The sequence below is a fragment of the Paenibacillus sp. FSL R7-0273 genome (assembly GCF_000758625.1).
Lineage (GTDB): Bacteria > Bacillota > Bacilli > Paenibacillales > Paenibacillaceae > Paenibacillus_AQ.
Genome location: NZ_CP009283.1, coordinates 6,827,678 through 6,848,802, shown reverse-complemented (window position 1 = coordinate 6,848,802; position 21,125 = coordinate 6,827,678). Strand labels below are relative to the sequence as shown.

Annotated in this window: 25 protein-coding genes and 1 riboswitch; all 25 genes read left to right on the top strand. The window is 52.1% G+C overall.

Annotation, left to right across the window (positions count from 1 at the left end; genetic code table 11):
• The first annotated feature begins 132 nt into the window (after positions 1-132).
• Positions 133-699, top strand: a complete 567-nt coding sequence (locus R70723_RS29480) for a manganese efflux pump MntP (RefSeq protein ID WP_039877641.1) — start codon at positions 133-135, stop codon at positions 697-699.
• Positions 700-750: 51 nt separating this feature from the next.
• Positions 751-1,338 (top strand): low molecular weight protein arginine phosphatase, encoded by a 588-nt coding sequence (locus tag R70723_RS29475; protein ID WP_039877636.1) that lies wholly within the window; start codon positions 751-753, stop codon positions 1,336-1,338.
• A 50-nt stretch (positions 1,339-1,388) separates the two neighbouring features.
• A riboswitch (ZMP/ZTP riboswitch) is annotated at positions 1,389-1,471 on the top strand.
• Positions 1,472-1,545: 74 nt separating this feature from the next.
• Positions 1,546-2,199: a TIGR01440 family protein gene (locus R70723_RS29470; protein ID WP_081957519.1), complete on the top strand. Its 654-nt coding sequence runs from the start codon at positions 1,546-1,548 to the stop codon at positions 2,197-2,199.
• Between the two features lie 86 nt (positions 2,200-2,285).
• Positions 2,286-3,536 carry a serine hydroxymethyltransferase gene (gene glyA / locus R70723_RS29465; protein ID WP_039877634.1) on the top strand — a complete coding sequence of 417 codons (1,251 nt, stop codon included), beginning with the start codon at positions 2,286-2,288 and terminating at the stop codon, positions 3,534-3,536.
• 33 nt (positions 3,537-3,569) lie between these two features.
• The gene (locus tag R70723_RS29460; protein ID WP_144027073.1) at positions 3,570-3,914 is read left to right on the top strand and encodes a hypothetical protein; all 345 of its coding nucleotides are present in this window, start codon (positions 3,570-3,572) and stop codon (positions 3,912-3,914) included.
• A gap of 62 nt (positions 3,915-3,976) precedes the next feature.
• A complete protein-coding gene (gene upp / locus R70723_RS29455; RefSeq protein ID WP_039877631.1) occupies positions 3,977-4,606 on the top strand; it encodes a uracil phosphoribosyltransferase in 630 nt (209 codons plus the stop codon).
• Between the two features lie 66 nt (positions 4,607-4,672).
• Positions 4,673-5,842, top strand: a complete 1,170-nt coding sequence (wecB, locus tag R70723_RS29450; RefSeq protein WP_039877629.1) for a non-hydrolyzing UDP-N-acetylglucosamine 2-epimerase — start codon at positions 4,673-4,675, stop codon at positions 5,840-5,842.
• A 171-nt stretch (positions 5,843-6,013) separates the two neighbouring features.
• The gene (locus R70723_RS29445; protein ID WP_039877628.1) at positions 6,014-6,247 is read left to right on the top strand and encodes a hypothetical protein; all 234 of its coding nucleotides are present in this window, start codon (positions 6,014-6,016) and stop codon (positions 6,245-6,247) included.
• On the top strand, positions 6,240-6,617 hold the full coding sequence (locus R70723_RS29440; protein ID WP_039877626.1) for an ATP synthase subunit I: 378 nt from the start codon (positions 6,240-6,242) through the stop codon (positions 6,615-6,617). The genes R70723_RS29445 and R70723_RS29440 overlap by 8 nt, the downstream gene beginning before the upstream one ends.
• A gap of 26 nt (positions 6,618-6,643) precedes the next feature.
• A complete protein-coding gene (gene atpB / locus R70723_RS29435) occupies positions 6,644-7,411 on the top strand; it encodes a F0F1 ATP synthase subunit A (protein ID WP_039877625.1) in 768 nt (255 codons plus the stop codon).
• Between the two features lie 106 nt (positions 7,412-7,517).
• Positions 7,518-7,730 carry a F0F1 ATP synthase subunit C gene (gene atpE / locus R70723_RS29430; RefSeq protein ID WP_039877624.1) on the top strand — a complete coding sequence of 71 codons (213 nt, stop codon included), beginning with the start codon at positions 7,518-7,520 and terminating at the stop codon, positions 7,728-7,730.
• 97 nt (positions 7,731-7,827) lie between these two features.
• Positions 7,828-8,316: a F0F1 ATP synthase subunit B gene (gene atpF / locus R70723_RS29425; RefSeq protein ID WP_039877621.1), complete on the top strand. Its 489-nt coding sequence runs from the start codon at positions 7,828-7,830 to the stop codon at positions 8,314-8,316.
• The gene (locus R70723_RS29420) at positions 8,313-8,864 is read left to right on the top strand and encodes a F0F1 ATP synthase subunit delta (protein WP_039877620.1); all 552 of its coding nucleotides are present in this window, start codon (positions 8,313-8,315) and stop codon (positions 8,862-8,864) included. Before atpF ends, R70723_RS29420 begins: the two co-directional genes overlap by 4 nt.
• Before the next feature lie 11 nt (positions 8,865-8,875).
• A complete protein-coding gene (gene atpA, locus R70723_RS29415) occupies positions 8,876-10,387 on the top strand; it encodes a F0F1 ATP synthase subunit alpha (protein WP_039877619.1) in 1,512 nt (503 codons plus the stop codon).
• 196 nt (positions 10,388-10,583) lie between these two features.
• Entirely contained in the window at positions 10,584-11,453 is an 870-nt protein-coding gene (atpG, locus tag R70723_RS29410) for an ATP synthase F1 subunit gamma (protein ID WP_039877618.1), read from the top strand.
• Between the two features lie 85 nt (positions 11,454-11,538).
• Positions 11,539-12,936 carry a F0F1 ATP synthase subunit beta gene (atpD, locus tag R70723_RS29405; RefSeq protein ID WP_039877617.1) on the top strand — a complete coding sequence of 466 codons (1,398 nt, stop codon included), beginning with the start codon at positions 11,539-11,541 and terminating at the stop codon, positions 12,934-12,936.
• A 104-nt stretch (positions 12,937-13,040) separates the two neighbouring features.
• Positions 13,041-13,457 (top strand): F0F1 ATP synthase subunit epsilon, encoded by a 417-nt coding sequence (locus R70723_RS29400; protein ID WP_039877616.1) that lies wholly within the window; start codon positions 13,041-13,043, stop codon positions 13,455-13,457.
• Between the two features lie 191 nt (positions 13,458-13,648).
• Positions 13,649-13,906, top strand: a complete 258-nt coding sequence (locus tag R70723_RS29395) for a DUF1146 family protein (RefSeq protein WP_179088044.1) — start codon at positions 13,649-13,651, stop codon at positions 13,904-13,906.
• 199 nt (positions 13,907-14,105) lie between these two features.
• The gene (gene murA, locus R70723_RS29390) at positions 14,106-15,458 is read left to right on the top strand and encodes a UDP-N-acetylglucosamine 1-carboxyvinyltransferase (protein ID WP_039877615.1); all 1,353 of its coding nucleotides are present in this window, start codon (positions 14,106-14,108) and stop codon (positions 15,456-15,458) included.
• Between the two features lie 192 nt (positions 15,459-15,650).
• Entirely contained in the window at positions 15,651-16,802 is a 1,152-nt protein-coding gene (gene spoIID / locus R70723_RS29385) for a stage II sporulation protein D (protein WP_039877614.1), read from the top strand.
• 60 nt (positions 16,803-16,862) lie between these two features.
• On the top strand, positions 16,863-17,603 hold the full coding sequence (locus tag R70723_RS29380) for a stage II sporulation protein SpoIIQ (protein WP_039877612.1): 741 nt from the start codon (positions 16,863-16,865) through the stop codon (positions 17,601-17,603).
• Positions 17,604-17,865: 262 nt separating this feature from the next.
• Positions 17,866-18,153 (top strand): sporulation transcriptional regulator SpoIIID, encoded by a 288-nt coding sequence (spoIIID, locus tag R70723_RS29375; RefSeq protein WP_019915029.1) that lies wholly within the window; start codon positions 17,866-17,868, stop codon positions 18,151-18,153.
• A gap of 185 nt (positions 18,154-18,338) precedes the next feature.
• Complete coding sequence (mreB, locus tag R70723_RS29370; RefSeq protein WP_039877610.1) at positions 18,339-19,337, top strand: rod shape-determining protein MreB; 999 nt, start codon at positions 18,339-18,341, stop codon at positions 19,335-19,337.
• Between the two features lie 49 nt (positions 19,338-19,386).
• The gene (locus tag R70723_RS29365; RefSeq protein WP_039877608.1) at positions 19,387-20,262 is read left to right on the top strand and encodes a flagellar hook-basal body protein; all 876 of its coding nucleotides are present in this window, start codon (positions 19,387-19,389) and stop codon (positions 20,260-20,262) included.
• Between the two features lie 41 nt (positions 20,263-20,303).
• Entirely contained in the window at positions 20,304-21,125 is an 822-nt protein-coding gene (locus R70723_RS29360) for a flagellar hook-basal body protein (protein ID WP_039877606.1), read from the top strand.

Sequence of the window (21,125 nt, the reverse complement as noted above, 5' to 3'; positions counted from 1 at the left end):
GTGCTTCCGGCCTGATGTTAAAGGGCTTCTGCCGCAAGCTGACTGCAGTCATATCCCCGCCTGACCAGTCATGTTTGTCCTGCTGCCTGCATATCGTGGTTGTACAAGACATCAGACTTTGGGGGTATGGGCATGGCAGTGGTTTATGCTGGCTGGGGCCAGATCGTAACGGTGGCCATTATGGCAATTGCACTGGGAATGGATGCCTTTTCGCTCGGTGTAGGGATCGGGATGAGAGGAATCCGTCTGTTGCATGTGCTGCAGCTCAGCCTGCTGATTGCTTTTTTTCATGTGCTGATGCCGCTGCTGGGCTTGTTCACAGGCAGCTATGTGGGTCAGCTGCTGGGGCAGGTAACAACCTATGCCGCTGGCGGGCTGCTTGTCCTGCTGGGCGGGCATATGGTCTGGAACTCATTCCGCCAGGAGGAGAGTACCAGCCGGCCGATGGATCACCGCACGTTTTGGGGAATGCTGCTTATTTCGCTCAGCGTGAGTATAGATTCCTTTTCTGTCGGAGTATCCCTTGGCATGTTCGTGAATAGCATAGTCTTAACCGTACTGGCCTTTGGAGTCTGCGGAGGCTTCATGGCTATTACCGGGCTGCTGCTGGGAAGAAGGGTCAGCCGGGGGCTTGGTGATTATGGGGAAGCGCTGGGCGGAGCCATTCTTTTGGGGTTTGGCTTGCTGTTCATCTTTTGATACAATAACGGCATCAGAATTTTATTCTATTTCTTCATGGAGGTGGAAAGCATGCTGCATATTTTATTCGTCTGCACCGGCAATACTTGCCGCAGTCCCATGGCCGAAGGGCTGTTGCGGAAGCTCGCGAAGGAACGGGGCATCGAGCTGGAAGTGCGGTCTGCAGGCGTTTCAGCCATTTCCGGCACTTCCGTATCCAGGCACGCTGCAGCGATTCTGCTTGAGGAAGGCATTACTGACCGTATGAGCTCCACCCAGCTTAGCGCAGAGGCAGTGAACTGGGCGGACCTGGTGCTTACGCTGACCGGCGGCCATAAACGGCATCTGCTGCAGTATTTTCCTGAGGCCGTATCCAAAACGCATACGCTCAAGGAATACGTATATAACGAAGAGACTGTAAACAGCGATATCAGGGAGCTGGACAGCCTGTATGCGGAGGCCGAGCTGGCCATTGCACTGGGCCGGGAGCCGAAATCTGCCGATTTGCAGCGGATTATCGAAATCCGGCAGCGGATTCCAAGCTTTGATATCTCTGATCCGTTCGGCGGCTCGCGGGAGGATTATGAGCTTGCGGCTGCTGAAATCCGTACTGCGCTTCACAGTTTGCTCGACAAGCTGGAATCCTTACGGCGTTTGTAAAGATGGTTGATTTTTCACTGGCTATCCTTTAAGATGTAATAAATATTACCCGGTTCCGGTGTGACTGGCGACAAGTGTGGATGAAACCACGATGGAGCACTGGAATAAACGGCCGGTCGCCTGGGCAAAAGAGCACATCCGCAGCCACCTGCGGACTGCTCTTTTTTGTTTAAAATGGAAGAATGATGCTTGAGGGAGGCGTAAGCAATGGATGAGGTCATGAAGCAGGGCTCCCCGGAAGAACACGCAGCAGGCGCTGCAGGAGGGCGGGCGGAAGCTCCGGCGGGTGCGGAGCTTTCACTGGCGGCAGCAACCGCTGTAGTTGTGGGGGAGCTGGCGGAAGCCGGCAGGCTTGGCCCCGGCAAGATTCTTGTAGTCGGAGCCAGCACCAGCGAGGTTGCCGGCGTCCGGATTGGCACCGGCGGTGCCCTGGAAGTTGCACAGCAGCTCCTGCAGGGCATACGACAGGTTGCGGGCGAGCGGGGCTTTAGTGCTGTGTACCAGTGCTGTGAGCACTTGAACCGTGCTCTGGTGATGGAACGCCCGCTCCTGGAAGCGCTGGGGCTCAGAGAGGTTTCAGCTGTACCTGTTCCGGGAGCCGGCGGCTCGATGGCCGCCGCTGCTTACAGCCTGATGGCCGATCCGGTGCTTGCTGAAACGGTTGAAGCCCATGCGGGGATTGATATCGGCGAGACGCTGATCGGCATGCATATGCGCCGTGTGGCGGTGCCTTTCCGTCCGAGCCTGCGCTACATCGGTTCAGCCCGGGTTAATGCGGCTTTCACCCGGCCGCCGCTGATCGGCGGAGAGCGTGCGGTCTACCGCACGCAGGAGACCAGCGGTTCCCCGCAGTGCGATTAACCACAATTGCAATGTCGTGCATCAGCCAGCTTGAGGTTTTGTTTTAACACCACATAAAATTAAGAGTGTCAGGGAGGAAGTAAGAAATCATGGAACAATTGCGTAAGAGTGACCCGGCAGTACTGGAAGCAATGGGGCTGGAGCTGAGCCGTCAGCGTGCCAATATCGAGCTGATCGCTTCAGAGAATATCGTCAGTGAAGCTGTAATGGAAGCAATGGGTTCTGTGCTTACTAATAAATATGCCGAAGGCTACCCGGGCAAACGCTATTATGGCGGCTGTGAGGATGTTGACATCGTTGAGAACCTTGCCCGTGACCGTGCCAAGCAGCTGTTCGGGGCAGAGCACGCCAATGTTCAGCCGCACTCCGGCGCCCAGGCAAATATGGCGGTCTATCTGGCTGCGCTGAATCCCGGCGATACCGTGCTGGGTATGAATCTTGCCCACGGTGGACATCTGACACACGGAAGCCCGGTTAATGCCTCCGGTCTCCTCTATAATTTTGTAGCCTATGGTGTGCAGGAGGATACCTTCCTGATTGATTACGATGAAGTGCGCAAGGCTGCCTTCAAGCACCGTCCTAAGCTGATTGTTGCCGGAGCAAGCGCGTATCCGCGGACGATTGATTTTGAAGCCCTTGGTTCGATTGCAAATGATGTCGGTGCACTGTTTATGGTCGACATGGCGCATATTGCCGGTCTTGTTGCTGCCGGACTGCATCCGAGCCCTGTGCCTCACGCCCACTTTGTTACAACTACAACCCACAAAACGCTGCGCGGACCTCGCGGAGGGATGATTCTGTGCAGACAGCCATGGGCTGCTGCCATCGATAAGGCTGTGTTCCCTGGCTCCCAGGGCGGACCGCTGATGCATGTCATTGCTTCCAAAGCCGTATCCTTCGGTGAAGCGCTGCAGCCTTCCTTCAAGACCTATGCCGAGAATGTAGTGAAGAATGCCAAGGTGCTCGCGGAAACGCTGATCGGAGAAGGCATTAACATTGTTTCGGGCGGTACAGACAATCACCTGATGCTGCTTGATACCCGTAACCTGAACATTACCGGTAAGGATGCCGAGAAGGTACTTGATTCCATCGGTATTACTGTGAACAAAAACGCTATTCCGTTCGACCCGACCAGCCCGTTTGTAACAAGCGGTATCCGGATCGGTACTCCTGCGGTTACTTCCCGCGGAATGGACGAGCAGGCGATGACTGTTATCGGCCGCATTATCGCTCAGGTCCTTAAGAGCCCTAAGGATGAAACGGTGCTGGCTGAAGCGGCCCGCGAGGTGGCTGAGCTTACAGAGAAGTTCCCGATCTATCCTGGCCTGCAATATTAATATCCTGTCCGCTTCCTGTTATGGAGCGGAGCTGTGCCTCTGCAAGGACTGTTTTTTAAAGGTCTTTGCAGAGGCGTTTTTTATTCCGAGGGAGCAACGTTGCACAATGTTCACATTTTTTGCGTGAAAAATGTCGATAAATATCATGAAAAATCTATGAAAGTTCATGGAATTTTCATTAAAAACAGTGAAAAAAATGTGAATGGTATTAAAAATAATAAATGGCGTACACTAAAGCTCGATTTATATCCTGAAAGACGGAAAAACAATGAAAACCTCTCACTGAAAGTCACCGCCGGGATCCTGCAGTTTCATGCAGCTACTTTCCCTTCGGAGGTGAAATACACCTCCGGTGATGATATAATAGACAAGATTTAGCCACTGAGCGGCAAAAGCGCTTTCTGCGGCTGACAAGACTTACATTTACCGGAGGGACAGAAATGGGAAAATTGGTGATTTGCGATCATCCTTTGATTCAGCACAAACTGACATTTATCCGCGATGTGCGGACCAACACGAAAGAATTCAGAGAGCATGTAGATGAAGTGGCTACACTTATGGCCTATGAAATTACGCGGGATATCCCGCTGGAGACAATCACAGTACAGACACCTGTAGCAGAAACAGAGAGTAAAGTGATTTCGGGCAGAATGCTCGGACTGATTCCGATCCTCCGTGCCGGACTGGGCATGACTGAAGGCGTGCTCAAGCTGCTGCCTGCTGCTAAGGTAGGGCATGTCGGCTTGTTCCGTGATCCGGAAACGCTGCAGCCGGTTGAATATTACATTAAGCTTCCTACAGATGTGCAGGAGCGTGAACTGATTGTAATCGATCCGATGCTGGCTACAGGCGGCTCTGCAATTGCTGCTATTACCTCACTGAAGAACCGCGGCTGCACCCAGATCAAAATGATGAACCTGATTGCGGCTCCTGAGGGCGTTGCGGCTGTACAGGCGGCCCATCCTGATGTTGATATCTATGTAGCAGCGCTTGATGACCACCTCAATGACCATGGGTACATCGTACCTGGGCTTGGAGATGCGGGGGACCGTTTATACGGAACCAAATAGAGAGTAAGAGAGTATTACGGAGTAGCTGTGCAGACAGCTATCTATATAGAAGAAAGGGGTGGGGAAATGGCTAAGAAAATCAAGGTAATGACGATATTCGGAGTACGTCCGGAAGCGATTAAAATGGCGCCGCTCGTCCTGGAGCTGAACAAGCACCCTGAGCATATTGAATCTGTAGTCTGCGTAACCGCGCAGCACCGTGAGCTTTTGGATCAGGTGCTGGAGGTATTCAAAATTGTCCCTGATTATGATCTGGACGTTATGAAGGACCGGCAGACGCTTAACGAAATCTCCATCCGTGTTCTGGAGGGGCTTGAGCCTGTGCTTCGTGAAGCTAAGCCTGACCTGGTACTGGTTCATGGTGATACACTGACAACCTTCCTGGCCAGCTATGCCTCCTTCCTGCAGCAGATTCAGGTTGGGCACGTGGAGGCAGGACTTCGGACATGGAACAAGCTGTCTCCTTATCCGGAGGAAATGAACCGCCAGCTGACAGGTGTTTTGGCCGATCTGCACTTTGCTCCAACCGATTGGTCTGCAGGGAATTTGAGACACGAGAACAAGAAGGAGTCAAGTATCTATATCACAGGCAACACTGTAACCGATGTGTTTCAATATACCGTACAGCCGGATTACCGGCATCCTGTGCTTGAATTTGCGGCGGGAAAAAGACTTATTCTCATGACGGCGCACCGCAGGGAGTCCCAAGGCGAACCGCACCGTCATATTTTCCGTGCTGTCAAAAGAATCGCTGATGAGTTCGAAGATGTAGCCATCGTGTATCCTGTGCATCCGAGTCCTGCAGTTAAGGAGCCGGCACATGAGATCCTGGGCGGACACCCGAGAATTAAGCTGATTGATCCGCTGGATGTCGTTGACCTGCACAATTTTTATCCGCATACCCACCTGATTTTGACCGATTCCGGCGGCCTGCAGGAGGAAGCTCCTTCCTTTGGTGTTCCTGTGCTTGTGCTGCGTGATACGACCGAACGCCCGGAAGGGATCGAGGCCGGAACCTTGGAGCTTGTGGGGACGGACGAGGAGAAGGTGTATCAACGGACACATGCTCTTCTGACTGATCAGGCGCTGTACCAGTCGATGAGCCGGGCCGCCAACCCGTATGGAGACGGCAAAGCTTCTGAAAGAATTGTCAATGCGATTAAGCACCATTTCGGTGTAAATGCCGATCGTCCAGAAGAATTTCATAAAATGTTCACAAATGATGTTAAAGGCTAAAATTACTAATATACGAAAATGAAAATTCAGCATACAGTCAAACTGTACGGTTTGTATGGTTTTGAATAATTTTGCTGTGATTATTTTCATGTTTTCATGCGCTTTTGAGCAATTTTCGGTGAATTGACAAAGAGTCTGGATATTCAGTAAAATTAGTTGGGATTGTAGCCTATGAAAGAGCCGAAGCGTGAAGCCGGACTGGGGAAAACCGCTCTGGTGATTGCAAGTGCAGGCACTTTGCTTGCCGCTTACATTATTATAGGTATATTTGCAGCAAGGTGGCTTCTACGCTTGATTGACGGACCTGAAATCTGGGTTGCGATCGGCGCGATTTCCGGTATGGTTCTGGGAATTATCAACGTCGCCCTGTTAATCAAAAAAATTCTGGGGGAGCAAAATGGATAATATGACTCCCATGATCAATGCCGTAACAAGAATCACGTTTGTACTTATGGCAGGATTGCTGATGGGATATGCTCTTCATCATGAAACCCGTGCAGTCACACTGGGGATGACACTCGGTTTGCTTGCGGGTATAGTGAATTTCCGTTATCTGGCCGTAAAGGTGCGGCGAGTGGCTGAATCGGTTGCGAATAATGAGGGTAAGGCTTTCAGTCTCGGGTTCGTCACACGGATCAGCTTTGCCATTCTGGTCACTATGTTCTCGGTCAAGATCGAGCATTTCTCGCTTGAGGCTACTATTGCTGGAATCTTTATTCCCCAGCTTCTCTCTATTCCGGTAGGGATATATTTAAGTGTAAGGAACAAGATGTAAGATTAAAGGGAAAGGGGGATGATACCATGCATGAAATGCCAATTATCTATCTTGGCAGCATACCAATTGATTTATCTGCTGTTCTTACCCTGCTAATCAGCTCGGTAATCGTATTCGCTCTGGTTATGCTGTCTGTCCGCAACCTGTCTGTTGACAATCCGTCCAGGCTCCAGAATTTTATGGAATGGGTAGTGGAATTTGTACAGGGTCTGATCAGCAGCGCCATGGATTTGAAGAAAGGCAAGCCTTACATATCACTGGGATTGACGCTGATACTGTTTATCTTTGTCTCCAATCTCCTGGGTCTGCCTTTCTCCTTCATCACCGAGGCGCATGAGCCGGTATACGTTTTCGGCCATGTCATCGAAGCAACCAAGAATCTGACGCACGGCGAGCATGCTCATATCCTGTGGTATAAGTCGCCGACCGCAGACATCAACATTACAGCCGGGCTCGCGATTATCGTTTTCGTACTGATGAATTACCTGGGCATCAAGCAGAACGGCAAGCATTATTTCAAGCACTACATTGAGCCGTTTCCGATTTTCCTGCCGCTCAACATCATCGAAAACCTGGCTAAGCCGGTCGCACTGGCCATTCGTTTGTTCGCAAACATTTTTGCCGGTGAGGTTCTTATCACTGTAATTCTAAAGCTGGGATTCCTGAGTATTCCGTTCCTGGCAGTCTGGCAGGGCTTCAGTATTTTCGTCGGGGCGCTCCAGGCATTTATTTTCACCATTCTGACGATGGTGTACATCGCACAGATGACGATTCACGAAGAAGAAGCGCATTAATGAACTACTGCGGGGCTGGACGGCTCTTGCCGGGCAGTATCTGCGGGAGATTTTAATATCATTAAAAACACAAAAAATGAACCGAAATTAAAGGAGGATATTTTCAATGGAATTTTTGGCAGCAGCAATCGCGGTTGGTTTGGGCGCACTCGGCGCAGGTCTTGGTAACGGTATGATCGTCAGCAGAACGGTAGAATCCATCGCCCGTCAGCCGGAAGCACGTAACGCACTGCAGACTACAATGTTTATCGGTGTAGGTATCGTCGAAGTTATTCCTTTGGCGGCAACGGTTATCGCATTCTTGATCATGTTTTCTTAATAAACCGTTCCTACGGTTTGGCGGGGAGGGCTGGTGCCATCCGCGCCTTACTTTTGTATATATCCGCGCACCGCGGTAACGGAAAGGAGTGACCACAGTGACTATAATATGGACCAACATAGTATTTTCAATTGTCGCATTTGTAATCCTGTATATCCTGCTCAGTAAATTTGCATTCAGCAAACTGTTCGGAATCATGGAAAAACGCCGTGAGCTTGTAATGCAGCAGATGGATGAAGCAGCCAAGACCAGGGAGCAGGCGGTCGCTTACGTAGAAGAGCAGAAACAGGCTTTGCAAAAAGCGCGTGAAGAGGCTCAGCAGATCATCCAGCAATCGCAGGCTACCAGCCTTAACCAGGCTGATAAGCTGATCGATCAGGCTAAGGTTGAAGCTGCACGTCTTAAAAACGAAGCTGTCCGTGATATTGCTAACGAAAAGAACAAGGCAGTGGAAGCGCTGCGCAGCGAGCTCGGCTCTGCTTCTGTCCGCATTGCATCCAAGCTGCTTGAGAAAGAAGTTAAGGCCGATGGCGAACAGGAGCAGCTTGTTAACCAGTACCTCAAAGAGGTAGGAGGCCGGTCATGAGCGGCAGTGCGGTAGTTGCCAAGCGTTACGCCAAAGCCCTGTACAGCGCTGCGGTAGAGAAGGGCAATACGCTTGAGGTTGAAGAACAGCTTAAGACACTCGTCTCGGTGCTGCATTCCGATGAAGAAGTGAAACGGTTCATTCTTGCGCCGCGGATCTCTCAGTCCGATAAGCTGAAGGTGCTGCGCACTGTACTTCAGGATAAGCTCTCCGAAACGGTGCTTAACACGGTAGAACTGCTGGTGGAGCGGGGCAGAACCGATATGTTTGCTGATCTGCTGGACGCGTACGTGAAAATTGAAGGTGAAGCTCTGGGTATCGGTGATGCAACGGTGTACTCGACATATGCGCTGAGCCAGGAAGAACAGGATCATGTCGCACAGGAGTTCAGCCAGCTTACTAGCCGGAAGATCCGGGTTACGAATCTCGTTGACAAGAGCCTCCTTGGCGGACTAAAGGTTGTTATCGGCGATACGCTGTATGACGGCAGCCTGTCCGGCAAGCTTGCACGTCTCGAGAAATCTTTTAATGATAAGCATAGAAGATAGGGGTGAGGATATTGAGCATTAGACCTGAAGAGATCAGCAGTTTGATCAAAAGTCAAATTGAGCAATATAAAGCCGATATTGAAGTGGCCGAAATCGGCACCGTCATTCAAGTCGGCGACGGTATCGCCCGTGTCTACGGTCTGGAAAACGCAATGGCAGGGGAACTGCTGGAGTTCTCCAACGGAGTAGTGGGCATGGCGCTCAACCTTGAGGAAAGCAACGTCGGTGTTGTTATCCTGGGTGAATACAAGGAAATCCGCGAAGGCGACCAGGTAAAACGTACCGGTCAAATTATGCAGGTACCGGTGGGCGAAGCTCTGCTGGGCCGTGTTGTAAACGCACTGGGCCAGCCGCTGGACGGCAAGGGTCCGATTGTGACCAATGAATACCGTCCGGTAGAAAACAACGCTCCGGGCGTTATCGACCGTAAATCGGTGCATGAGCCAATGCAGACCGGTCTTAAAGCCATTGATGCAATGGTGCCGATCGGCCGCGGACAGCGCGAGCTGATTATCGGTGACCGTCAGACAGGTAAAACGGCAATCGCAATTGATGCCATTATTAACCAAAAGGGCAACGGCATGAAATGTATCTACGTTGCCATCGGCCAGAAGCAATCCACAGTAGCACAGGTAGTTGAAACGCTCCGCCGCCATGGCGCGCTGGAGTATACTATCATTGTAACTGCATCTGCTTCCGAGCCGTCTCCGCTGCTGTATATCGCTCCATACGCAGGCTGTGCAATGGGCGAATACTTCATGTACAAAGGCGAGCACGTCCTGGTTATCTATGATGACCTTTCGAAGCAAGCCTCCGCTTACCGCGAATTGTCCCTGCTGCTCCGCCGTCCACCAGGCCGCGAAGCGTTCCCGGGTGACGTATTCTACCTGCACTCCCGTCTGCTTGAGCGTGCAGCCAAGCTTAGTGATGAACTTGGCGGCGGATCATTAACCGCACTGCCATTTATCGAAACACAGGCTTCCGACGTATCGGCTTACATTCCTACGAACGTAATCTCGATTACTGACGGCCAGATCTTCCTTGAATCTGACCTGTTCAACTCCGGACAGCGTCCCGCTATTAACGTAGGTATCTCGGTATCACGCGTCGGCGGTTCTGCACAGATTAAAGCGATGAAGAAGGTTGCCGGCTCCCTCCGTCTGGATTTGGCCCAATACCGTGAGCTTCAGGCGTTCTCCCAGTTTGGCTCTGACCTTGATAAATCTACTCTGGCCCGCCTTAACCGCGGTGCCCGGATGATGGAGATTCTGAAGCAGGGTGTTAACCAGCCGCTGACTGTTGAACATCAGGTGCTGAGCTTGTATACCGCTGTTAAAGGTCATCTGGATGACATTCCTGTTAAAGATGTTAGACGCTTTGAAAAGGAATTCCTGGCCTTTGTTGACACTAACGGCGCTGCTATCGTTCAATCCATTACGGATACCAAGGATTTGACTGCAGATAACGAAGCTGCGCTCAAAGAAGCTATCGAGAAATTCAAACGCGGCTTTGCGACCAGCTAATCGTTAATACACATAGAATAACAGTCTGAACCGTAGCCCGGTGTATGCCGGGACTCCGGCAGACCCCTATGAGACAGCTTTGACCTGCGTCAAAGCTTAGCTAATGCTTACGAAGATAGCTTTGACTTCGTCAAAGCTTGGTTTATGCTTACGAAGATAGCTTTGACTTCGTCAAAGCTTTAAGGTGGTGAAAATCATGGCAAGAAGCATGCGTGATATTAAACGTCAAATCAAAAGCGTTCAAAACACCAGACAGATCACCAAGGCAATGGAGATGGTAGCTGCGTCGAAGCTGCGCAAGGCGCAGGAGAAGGCAGAGGCTGCCCGTCCTTACTCGGAGAAGCTGAAAGAGGTTGTATCGAACATTGCAGCTGCCACCCAGGATGTAACCCATCCGATGCTGGTGAGCCGTCCGGTGAAGAAGACCGCCTATCTGATCGTTACTTCCGACAGAGGTCTCGCCGGCGGGTACAATGCCAACATTCTGCGTAAGCTGACAATGCTGCTGGCAGAAAAGCATAAATCCAAGGATGAATACGCCCTGTTCGTAATCGGCCGCAAAGGCCGTGACTTCTTGCGCCGCCGTGAATATCCGATTGTGGAGGAAGTAACCGAGATGTCGGATTCACCTAAGTTCTCTGACATCAAGTCGATTGCGTATTCCGCAGTTAAGCAGTTTGAAACGGGTGTCTACGACGAGCTGTACATCTGCTACAACCGGTTTGTCAATGCCATCAGCCAGGTGCCGACGGTTGACCGTCTGCTTCCTATGGATGCTGTAGGCGACGCGCATCATAATGGACCAAGCGCAACCTACGAATATGAGCCTTCTCCTGAAGGCGTACTCGAAGTATTGCTGCCGAAATATGCGGAAACGCTGATTTACAGCGCGGTTCTGGATGGTAAAGCCAGTGAGCTGGGTGCGAAAATGACAGCTATGGGCAGTGCCACGAAGAACGCGTCCAAGATGATCGGCGAGCTTAGACTTACTTATAACCGTGCCCGTCAGGCGGCAATTACTCAGGAAATTACTGAGATTGTAGCCGGAGCGAACGCGCAGTCTTAAAGATCAGGAAACGGGGGCCTACGCTGCAGGTGAAGGCAGTCCGTTTCTTCTCAATGCAACAGCTTTCGAGGAGGGAAATAATAAGATGAACAAAGGACGCGTTGTAAGCATTATGGGTCCGGTTGTCGATATTGAATTTGAACGCGGCCAGCTGCCCGAGATTTTCAACGCTATCAAGATTGAAACCAGCTTGGTAAACGGCCGCAGCATTAATCTAACCCTTGAGGTATCCAATCACCTGGGTGATAATCTTGTCCGCTGTATTGCTATGTCGTCAACAGACGGCCTGGTGCGCGGGCTTGATGCTATTGACCAGGGCGGACCGATTTCCGTACCTGTCGGCGCGGCTACGCTTGGCCGTGTATTCAACGTACTGGGCAATCCTATTGATAACGGTGCTGATGTGGTTGCAGAACGCAACCCGATTCACCGTCTGGCACCAACCTTTGATGAGCTTTCAACCCAGGCAGAGATTCTGGAAACAGGCATCAAGGTTATCGACCTGCTGGCCCCTTATGCCAAAGGCGGTAAAATCGGCCTGTTCGGCGGTGCCGGCGTTGGTAAAACCGTAACCATCCAGGAACTGATCAACAACATCGCGCAGGAGCACGGCGGTATCTCCGTATTCGCCGGTGTTGGTGAACGTACCCGTGAAGGTAATGACCTTTATCATGAAATGACGGATTCCGGCGTTATCAAGAAAACGGCAATGGTATTCGGACAAATGAATGAGCCGCCGGGCGCACGTCTTCGTGTAGCTCTGACCGGTCTGACCATGGCGGAGTATTTCCGTGATGTGGAAGGCCGCGACACGCTGCTCTTTATCGATAACATATTCCGCTTCACCCAGGCAGGTTCCGAAGTATCCGCCCTGCTCGGCCGTATGCCTTCCGCGGTAGGCTACCAGCCTACGCTGGCTACAGAAATGGGCCAGCTGCAGGAGCGTATCACTTCCACCAAGAAGGGCTCTGTTACTTCGATCCAGGCGATCTATGTACCTGCGGATGACTATACTGACCCGGCTCCGGCTACTGCGTTTGCCCATCTGGATGCAACGACTAACCTTGAGCGTAAAATTTCCGAGAAGGGGATTTTCCCTGCGGTAGATCCGCTGGCTTCCAGCTCGCGTATCCTCGCACCGGAGATTGTCGGCGAAGAGCACTACAATGTGGCACAGGGCGTTAAGCAGCTGCTGCAGCGCTACACTGAGCTTCAGGACATCATTGCGATCCTGGGTATGGATGAGCTGAGTGAGGAAGACAAGGTTATCGTGGCCCGTGCCCGTAAAGTTGAACGCTTCCTGTCCCAGCCGTTCCACGTAGCTGAACAATTTACCGGATTCAAAGGCAAGTACGTGCCAATCAAGGAAACAGTGCGCAGCTTCAAGGAAATTCTGGATGGCAAGCACGATGATCTTCCGGAAGCAGCTTTCCTCTTTGTAGGTACAATTGAAGAAGCGGTTGAAAAAGCAAAAACGATGTAATTTTGGCAAGATCATGCTTTCGGGTAGCGAGCTTTACATCGTAAAGCTCAAGCCTATCCTTACGATGTGAGCTTAACGAAGTTAGGCTTTTAGGAGGAATGGAAGTGAATACCTTTCTGCTTGAAATTGTCACACCGGAGCATCTTGTTTTCTCCAAGCAGGTTACAAGCCTGACTGTCCGTGGAGCTAACGGGGAGCTGGGTATTTTGCCGGGACATATTCCGCTGGTGACTCCGCTTCAGGTTGCTCCGCTTACTGTCAAATCGGACGGTGTTACGACCACGATCGCTGTTCATGGCGGGTTCGTAGAGGTGCACAAGGATAAAGTGACTGTTTTGGCTGAAAGCGCCGAGCTGCCTAAGGACATCGACTTAGAGCGTGCGGAAGCGTCTAAAGAGCGTGCCCAGCGCCGTCTTCAGGCCCGCAGCAAACAGGATGAGATTGATCACCGCCGTGCGGAACTGGCGCTGCAGCGCGCCGTTACACGGATTAAGGTGTCGACTGGAAAAGGACAACAGTAGTAGATTAGCGGTCAAGCCCAGAGCTTGTCCGCTTTTTTTGAGTTGAACGGCTGCTTATTATGAAAATCTCGTAACAATCCCAGCTATCTGGGCATGTAATGTTTAAAACTTTGTAAAAGTACTGGATTCTTTTGACCTGCACAAGTATGATATAAGAGTCGATTTCCAAGTAACTTACACGGAGGGTTTCCATGGAACAATTGTTGGTTGAAGATTTGTCCAGTGCGATCGGTACCAGCGGTCTGGTGTCCATGATCGTTTCTTTACTCTGTGTAGTCTTATCTTGGTGGGCACTTCAGAACCTTAAGCTCGATCTGATCATAAGATATCCCAAGAGCCCGCAGGGCAGACTGCTGCATTTACTGCTGGCAATCGTCCTGGGCCACTTCGTGGCCGGCTTTCTGCTGGATTATCTGGGTTGGAGCGGGCAGATCCGCAACATGTTTTAATGGCAGGCGCTTTGGTTATATCTGTCATAGACCCAAGCGGCAAAAAAGGTGTCGAATAATAAGGTTTTATTATGTCAACACTGATGTTTAAGGAGCGTGCCCGCACATCGGGCGCACTGACGGAATATCCGATATTTTAACAGATGCATCTTACCTTCAAAATTAATTTCAGAAATAATGGACGCGGAGGGAAACCGAAATGAGCAAATTTATCGTCCGCGGTGGCAACAGATTGACCGGGAGCGTGAAAGTTAGCGGCGCAAAAAATTCCGTACTACCGATCATAGCCGCCTCTCTATTGGCAGAAGAAGGAGTCAGCGTTATTATCGACGCTCCTCCGCTTGACGATGTAATGACAATCAGTAAAGTGCTGGAATCTCTGGGTGCGGGTGTTACATACCAGAACGATATCATCGAGGTTGATGCAAGAAGCATCGCTTCCTGCGAAGCGCCTTATGAATGGGTGCGCAAAATGCGCGCATCTTTCCTAGTCATGGGCCCGCTGCTGTCCCGTATGGGTCATACCCGTATTTCACTGCCAGGCGGCTGTGCTATCGGTACAAGGCCGATTGACCAGCATCTCAAAGGCTTCGAAGCGCTTGGAGCCGAAATCAGCCTGGGTCAGGGCTACATTGAAGCCAAATCAAACGGGCGTCTGCGCGGGGCCAAGGTCTATCTGGATGTGGCCAGCGTAGGTGCAACTGAAAATATAATGATGGCTGCAGCGCTTGCTGAAGGCGTTACTGTAATTGAGAATGCTGCCAAGGAGCCGGAGATTGTCGATCTGGCTAATTATCTGAACGGGATGGGCGGCATCGTCCGCGGTGCGGGAACAGGCGTTATCCGCATTGAAGGCGTTGAGCGGCTGCATGGCGTAAAGCATCACGTCATCCCTGACCGGATCGAAGCAGGCACCTATATGGCTGCTGCTGCGATTACCGGCGGCGATGTGTACGTTGAGGGCGCCATTGCGGATCACCTGGGACCTGTTATCGCCAAAATGGAAGAAATGGGCGTTACTATTCTTCCTGATGAGAACGGCATCCGTGTTATCAGCGACAAGCCGCTTAAGGCGGTTGACCTGAAGACTCTCCCGTACCCTGGCTTCCCGACTGATATGCAGTCCCAGATGATGGCGCTGCTGCTCCGTTCGGAGGGTACCTCTGTCGTTACCGAGACGGTATTTGAGAACCGGTTCATGCATGTGGACGAATTCCATAACATGAACGCCGAGATCAAGATTGAAGGCCGTTCTGCTATCGTTACCGGCAATGCACAGCTTGTTGGTGCCAAGGTGTGCGCTACGGATCTGCGTGCAGGGGCTGCGCTTATTCTGGCGGGGCTTGTTGCCGAGGGCACTACAGAAGTAAGCGGAACCCATCATATTGACCGCGGTTATGTGAACCTGGCCGAGAAGCTGTCTGGACTTGGTGCAGACATCTGGCGGATTTCGATGCAAGAGCCGGCAGCCAAGGAAGAAGCGGTTAAACCGGAAGCATCCAGAAGTGATGATCTGAAGCCGCGCTTCCAGGTACAGCCTACCTGGGTATAATTATTGTTCTATTATAGAAGAAGACTGCTCCGCATTATGCGGGCAGTCTTTTTTTGCGTTCTTGAATGCTGTGTATGCCAGCGTTTCCCGAGATTCTCTTACTCTCAAAATTAACGCTCTAGCGTTCTAGCAGCTTCCGGAAATTCATATCTATAAGAATCACCAGTGCCTACGGAAGGAGCCATAGAAGAGATGAGAGAGTTCCGCTATCTGAAACGCAGAATGAAGTTCCGCCGCGCCGCGCAGCCGCGCGCTCCCCGGATCAGGCGGCTCGCCCCCGCCGCCTGGCTGGCAGCCCCGCTGCTCGCGGGGCTGCTGCTGCCGCTGGCTCTTGTCCCGCTGCGCGGGGGACATGAGCCAGCCCCGGAGGCCGTGCCCCAGGCCACGGCCTCGCCGGCGCCGCCGGCAGCGGCTGCTGCGGAGGCGCCGCAGCCGGAAGTGACCGTCTATTTGTCGCAGAGCGGACAAATAGAGGCCCTGCCGCTGGAGGACTACGTCAGCGGCGTGCTGGCGGCCGAGATGCCGGCAGACTTTGAGCTCGAAGCGCTCAAAGCGCAGGCCGTGGCCGCCCGGACCTTTATCGTCCGCCGTCTGCTGGCCGGCGACCACAGCGGGGTGCCCGTTCCTGAAGCCGATGTGAGCGATACGGTAAGCCATCAGGCTTACGTCTCGCAGGCGGTGCTGGAACGGGAATGGGAGCACGGCGGCAAGCGCGCCGAGCTGGCCAAACTGCGCCGCGCGGTCTTAGAAACGCGCGGAGTCATCATGACCTACAAAGGACAGCCGATTACGGCGTCCTTCTTCGCCTCCAGCGGAGGCTATACCGAAAATTCAGAAGACTACTGGAGTGTGGCCGTTCCTTATCTGCGGAGTGTCGCAAGCCCGTGGGAGCTTGACATTACACCGAATCTGGCGGTTACCGTCAGCTTCAGCAGCGCAGAGCTCCTGAGCAAGCTGGGGCTGGAAGGCAATGCACAGCATGCCTCCGCAGCGCTCCCTGCTGCCTCAGGAAAGGCGAAGCCGGTATCCTCCTCCTCATCAGCCCTGCCGGCTGTAGTGCTGTCTCTGACCGAGGGCCGCCGGGTCAAGGAGATCTCGATCGGCGGAACGGTATTTACCGGCCGGGAGGTACGTGAGAAGCTGGGGCTGCGCTCCAGCCAGTTTACCTGGAAGCGGCAGGGTGAGGAAGTGCTGATTACGACCTACGGTAACGGACATGGGGTAGGTATGAGCCAATGGGGTGCAAACGGTATGGCCAAGGAAGGAGGCACCGCCACCGGGATTCTCAAACACTACTATAGCGGAGTCCAGTTTACCCAAGTCTCAACTCTCCTGAAAAAATAACTTAAAAGATACGTATAAAAGCGAACCGCCCGGTAACACTGGTTACTGAGGTGATAAACTATGAATGAACAAGACAAAAACAAACAAAACCATGATGAATCTCTCAAAAACAAGCAGGGAGATTCAGGCGCAAAGCCTTCTTCATGGAACAGAGTTTTATCCAGACGCTGGGTATTTCCGGCAGTCTACACGGCGGCAGCGGCTCTTATCCTAACCTTGGTGTGGTTCTATCAGGATGCCGGCCAGAAGCCGCTGAATCCTGACACCGCCGCTGTAGTTTCCCAGAACGTCAGCGGTACCGGTAATGAAACCGGCACACCGGCTGATCCGGAAGCGCTCGAGGTTGTCGCATCGGCAGAAAGCCTGGCCTGGCCGGTAGCCAGTCCAAGCGAAGTTCAGGTGGTTAAGCCGTTCTACGATGAAAACGGCACGGAAGAGAATCATGTTGCCGCTATGGTGCAGTACGAGAACACTTTTGTTACGAATAACGGTATCGATATTGCCCGCGAGGATAATCAGACCTTTGATGTTAAGGCTGCACTCAGCGGTGAGGTTACCCGGGTCGAAGAGGTTGCTGTATTTGGCAAAGTGGTTGAGATTACCCATCCGGGCAATCTGAAGACCGTCTACCAGAGCCTTGGCGACATTAAAGTGAAGCAGGGCGATGAAGTGAAGCAGGGCGATACGCTGGCAACGGCAGGGCGCAGTGAAATCGAGAAGGATCTCGGCAATCATGTACACTTTGAAGTGTATGAGGATGGCAAGGTTGTAAATCCTTCCGATCTGCTGGCCCAGCGTTAAAAGATTGTACAAAAGACAGGGGGCAGCTGCCCCCTGTCTTTTCCCGTCTAATCCTGATTCTCCTCCGGCTTAGCCGGGGGGTAACTTTTAATGCTTATTTTCACAAGCGCAACTTTAGTCCTATTTTTGCAAATCAGGAGTCTAAATGCCTGTCCCGGAAATAAAATGGGCATTCCCGGGCTTGTCATGCCCTGAAAGCGCGAATATATAGGCCCGCCCCTCATATAATGTACCAAACTATCCACAGTTGGGAGGCGGGAGCGTGCACGATTACATCAAGGAACGGACGATTAAAATCGGACGCTGCATCGTGGAAACCAGGCATACGGTCCGGACTATAGCCAAGGAATTCGGCGTTTCAAAGAGCACGGTGCATAAAGATTTAACTGAGCGCTTGCCGGAGATCAATCCGGATTTAGCGGATCAGGTTAAGCACATTCTCGAATATCATAAGTCGATCCGGCATCTGCGGGGGGGAGAAGCCACCAAGATCAAGTACAAAAAAACAACAGGCAAAAAACGTGAGGTTGCTGTAGCCTCAAAGCCATGAATTTTTCAGTTATTTAAGGAATAATTAAGCTTTACTGCATTGTATACTCCCCCTAAAGTATGGTATTTTTAAATTTGGTACTATATAGGATGAACTTAAGAATGAGGCGCTAGTAGCATTCTTAAGTTCATGTTCCAAGACGGACTGTTCTTCATTTAAAATAACACTTTGGGGGCTCTTTTATTATGCTTAGCAAGGATATCGGAATCGATCTCGGCACTGCCAATGTGCTCATTCATGTAAAAGGGAGGGGAGTTGTTCTGGATGAACCCTCCGTGGTCACACTTGAAAGTGATACGAAACGGGTCCTTGCGGTAGGCGAACAGGCACGCCGGATGGTCGGGCGTACTCCCGGCAATATTACGACGATCCGTCCCCTGAGGGATGGTGTCATTGCCGATTTTGCCATTACGGAAATGATGCTGAAATATTTCATTGACCGTGTGGGCGGGCGTACCTGGTACTCCAAGCCCCGCATATTGATCTGTGCCCCCACCAATATAACCTCTGTTGAACAGAAATCAATCCGGGAAGCTGCCGAGCGGAGCGGGGCGAGAGATGTGTATATGGAGGAAGAGCCTAAAGCTGCTGCAATCGGGGCAGGAATGGATATTTATCAGCCTAGCGGAAATATGGTCGTCGATATCGGCGGCGGAACGACGGATGTAGCCGTTCTTTCTATGAACGACGTCGTCACCGCCTCCTCGATTAAAGTAGCGGGGGACAAGTTCGACGAAGCCATTTTAAGATATATCAAACAAAAATATAAGCTGCTCATCGGTGAACGCACTGCCGAGGATATTAAGGTTTCTATCGGCTCGGTCCGTCCGGGCGGAATGAAGGCGGAGATGGATATCAGAGGCCGGGATATGGTCAGCGGACTTCCCCAGACGCTTACGATCTCTTCGGGCGAGGTAAAGGAAGCGCTGTGGGATCCGGTTTCGATGATTGTAGCGGCAGCCAAATCCGTTTTGGAGCGCACACCGCCGGAGCTGTCGGCGGATATTATTGACCGGGGCGTTGTCCTGACCGGCGGCGGTGCGCTGCTTAACGGGCTGGACGAGCTGCTCTCGGAGCAACTGCATGTTCCTGTCTGGGTAGCCGAGGACCCGATGCACTGTGTGGTTAAGGGTACCGGAATCCTTTTGGACAATTTGGACAAAGGCGTTAAGAAAAAATTCTAAGCTGCCGATATAAGGGATAACAGCAGTACGAGGAAGGGGAAATGCCCTCATGATTAGAGGATTATATACGGCCGCTGCCGGTATGGTCACGCAGCAGCGCAGACATGATACGGCGACGCAGAACATTGCGAACCTGAATACTACGGGGTACAAGCAGGTCAATACCGTGACACATGCTTTTCCTGATGTATTGATTTCGGCAATGAGCGGCGGCACAACCAAGCAGGTCGGCCGCCTCAATACAGGGGTTTTTGCTGAACAGGCTGTTTCCCAATATTTGCAGGGTGATCTGATTGAGAGCGGCAAGACGTTTGATTTTGCGCTGTCAGCGGATCTGCAGGTTGAGGATCCCGCAACCGGAGGGAGTATTCTGTTTGACGGTTCGGGCAAATATGTAAGCGAAGACGGCGAGGTTACTTACCAGCCGCAGGCTTTTTTTACTGTGCAGGATAATGAAGGCAACAATTTATATACAAGAAACGGCAGCTTTACAGTAAATGCAGCGGGAGAAGTGCTCAGCTCCGGAGGATTCAGGGTGCTGGATGCTGCAGGAAATCCGCTTGTGCTGACAGAGCCAATGGATAATCTTGCGGTGGACGGGCAGGGCAATCTGCTGGACCCGGCCACAGGCCTTCCTTCCGGAACAAAGCTGGGCATCAGCGTCATTGCCAGACCACAGGAGCTTATCCGTGACGGTAACGGCGTGTTTCACGCGGATGATCCCGATGCTGCTGAAATCCGTTATGCGGCTGACGGCGACAATCTCCAGCTGCGCCAGGGCTTTATTGAAGGCTCCAATGTGGATGCTACCCAGGTGACGGTTGATATGAATGCTGCTTACCGGGCTTACGAGGCCAATCAGAAAGTAATTCAATTCTATGATACAAGCCTGCAGAAGGCTGTTAATGAAGTGGGCAGAGTCTAGGCGGGAACAAGGCAGACAAGCTTTTTAGGAGGGAATGACCTGTGAACAATTCGACGATCGGTGCTGCCGTATCCATGTCCAGCCTGCAGCAGCGTCTGGATATCATTGCGGACAATATCGCGAACATGAATACGAATGGCTACAAAAGCAAGGAAGGGTCTTTTGAAGATGTGCTGACCCGTGTCCAGCAGCAGTCCAGGGATTATGACCAGCCTGGCCGCAGTATGCCGCTCGGCTTCAATATGGGGTTCGGAGTCCGTGTAGCTTCGGTAACCAGTAACTGGGAGGAAGGTCCGCTGCAGGAAACCGGGAATCCGACAGATCTGGCGCTGCAGGGAAACGGGTTGTTCGGAGTGCAGGTTAACGGCAGTACTGCCTATACACGCCAGGGTGATTTCCACTTTACGCCTGATCCGGCAGACGCCCAGCAGATGATGCTGGTGGACAATACAGGCAATCCGGTACTGAACACAGAAGGCAATCCGCTCAGGGTGCCGGCAAATGTCAGTGCAGCGATCGATGAGAAAGGCCGGGTGCTGACCAAAACCGGTGAGAATGAGCCGGTACAGTTAGCGGGCACCCTTATGATTGTAGAGCCGCTGAGCAAGACGGCTTTGCAGGCTGTAGACGGTAACTTCTATGTGCTCCCTGAGGGAGTGACGGAGGAGCAGGCTTTTGTTCAGCGGCAGCCTGGTGAAGATACCGCCTTCGGCGTGCGTTCCGGGTATCTGGAGCAGTCCAATGTGGATTTAAGCAAGGAAATGACGGAGCTGATGCAGCTTCAGCGCACATACCAGCTGGCTGCCCGTGCGCTTTCCTCCAGTGACCAGATGCTTGGGCTGGCCAATAATATGCGCGGGTAG

What these genes read in the sequence shown, in the direction of transcription:
- R70723_RS29480 (WP_039877641.1), top strand. Translation starts at nt 133, where the DNA reads ATGGCAGTGGTTTATGCTGGCTGGGGCCAGATCGTAACGGTGGCCATT.
- R70723_RS29475 (WP_039877636.1), top strand. Translation starts at nt 751, where the DNA reads ATGCTGCATATTTTATTCGTCTGCACCGGCAATACTTGCCGCAGTCCC.
- R70723_RS29470 (WP_081957519.1), top strand. Translation starts at nt 1,546, where the DNA reads ATGGATGAGGTCATGAAGCAGGGCTCCCCGGAAGAACACGCAGCAGGC.
- upp (WP_039877631.1), top strand. Translation starts at nt 3,977, where the DNA reads ATGGGAAAATTGGTGATTTGCGATCATCCTTTGATTCAGCACAAACTG.
- wecB (WP_039877629.1), top strand. Translation starts at nt 4,673, where the DNA reads ATGGCTAAGAAAATCAAGGTAATGACGATATTCGGAGTACGTCCGGAA.
- R70723_RS29445 (WP_039877628.1), top strand. Translation starts at nt 6,014, where the DNA reads ATGAAAGAGCCGAAGCGTGAAGCCGGACTGGGGAAAACCGCTCTGGTG.
- R70723_RS29440 (WP_039877626.1), top strand. Translation starts at nt 6,240, where the DNA reads ATGGATAATATGACTCCCATGATCAATGCCGTAACAAGAATCACGTTT.
- atpB (WP_039877625.1), top strand. Translation starts at nt 6,644, where the DNA reads ATGCATGAAATGCCAATTATCTATCTTGGCAGCATACCAATTGATTTA.
- atpE (WP_039877624.1), top strand. Translation starts at nt 7,518, where the DNA reads ATGGAATTTTTGGCAGCAGCAATCGCGGTTGGTTTGGGCGCACTCGGC.
- R70723_RS29420 (WP_039877620.1), top strand. Translation starts at nt 8,313, where the DNA reads ATGAGCGGCAGTGCGGTAGTTGCCAAGCGTTACGCCAAAGCCCTGTAC.
- atpG (WP_039877618.1), top strand. Translation starts at nt 10,584, where the DNA reads ATGGCAAGAAGCATGCGTGATATTAAACGTCAAATCAAAAGCGTTCAA.
- atpD (WP_039877617.1), top strand. Translation starts at nt 11,539, where the DNA reads ATGAACAAAGGACGCGTTGTAAGCATTATGGGTCCGGTTGTCGATATT.
- R70723_RS29395 (WP_179088044.1), top strand. Translation starts at nt 13,649, where the DNA reads ATGGAACAATTGTTGGTTGAAGATTTGTCCAGTGCGATCGGTACCAGC.
- murA (WP_039877615.1), top strand. Translation starts at nt 14,106, where the DNA reads ATGAGCAAATTTATCGTCCGCGGTGGCAACAGATTGACCGGGAGCGTG.
- spoIID (WP_039877614.1), top strand. Translation starts at nt 15,651, where the DNA reads ATGAGAGAGTTCCGCTATCTGAAACGCAGAATGAAGTTCCGCCGCGCC.
- R70723_RS29380 (WP_039877612.1), top strand. Translation starts at nt 16,863, where the DNA reads ATGAATGAACAAGACAAAAACAAACAAAACCATGATGAATCTCTCAAA.
- mreB (WP_039877610.1), top strand. Translation starts at nt 18,339, where the DNA reads ATGCTTAGCAAGGATATCGGAATCGATCTCGGCACTGCCAATGTGCTC.
- R70723_RS29365 (WP_039877608.1), top strand. Translation starts at nt 19,387, where the DNA reads ATGATTAGAGGATTATATACGGCCGCTGCCGGTATGGTCACGCAGCAG.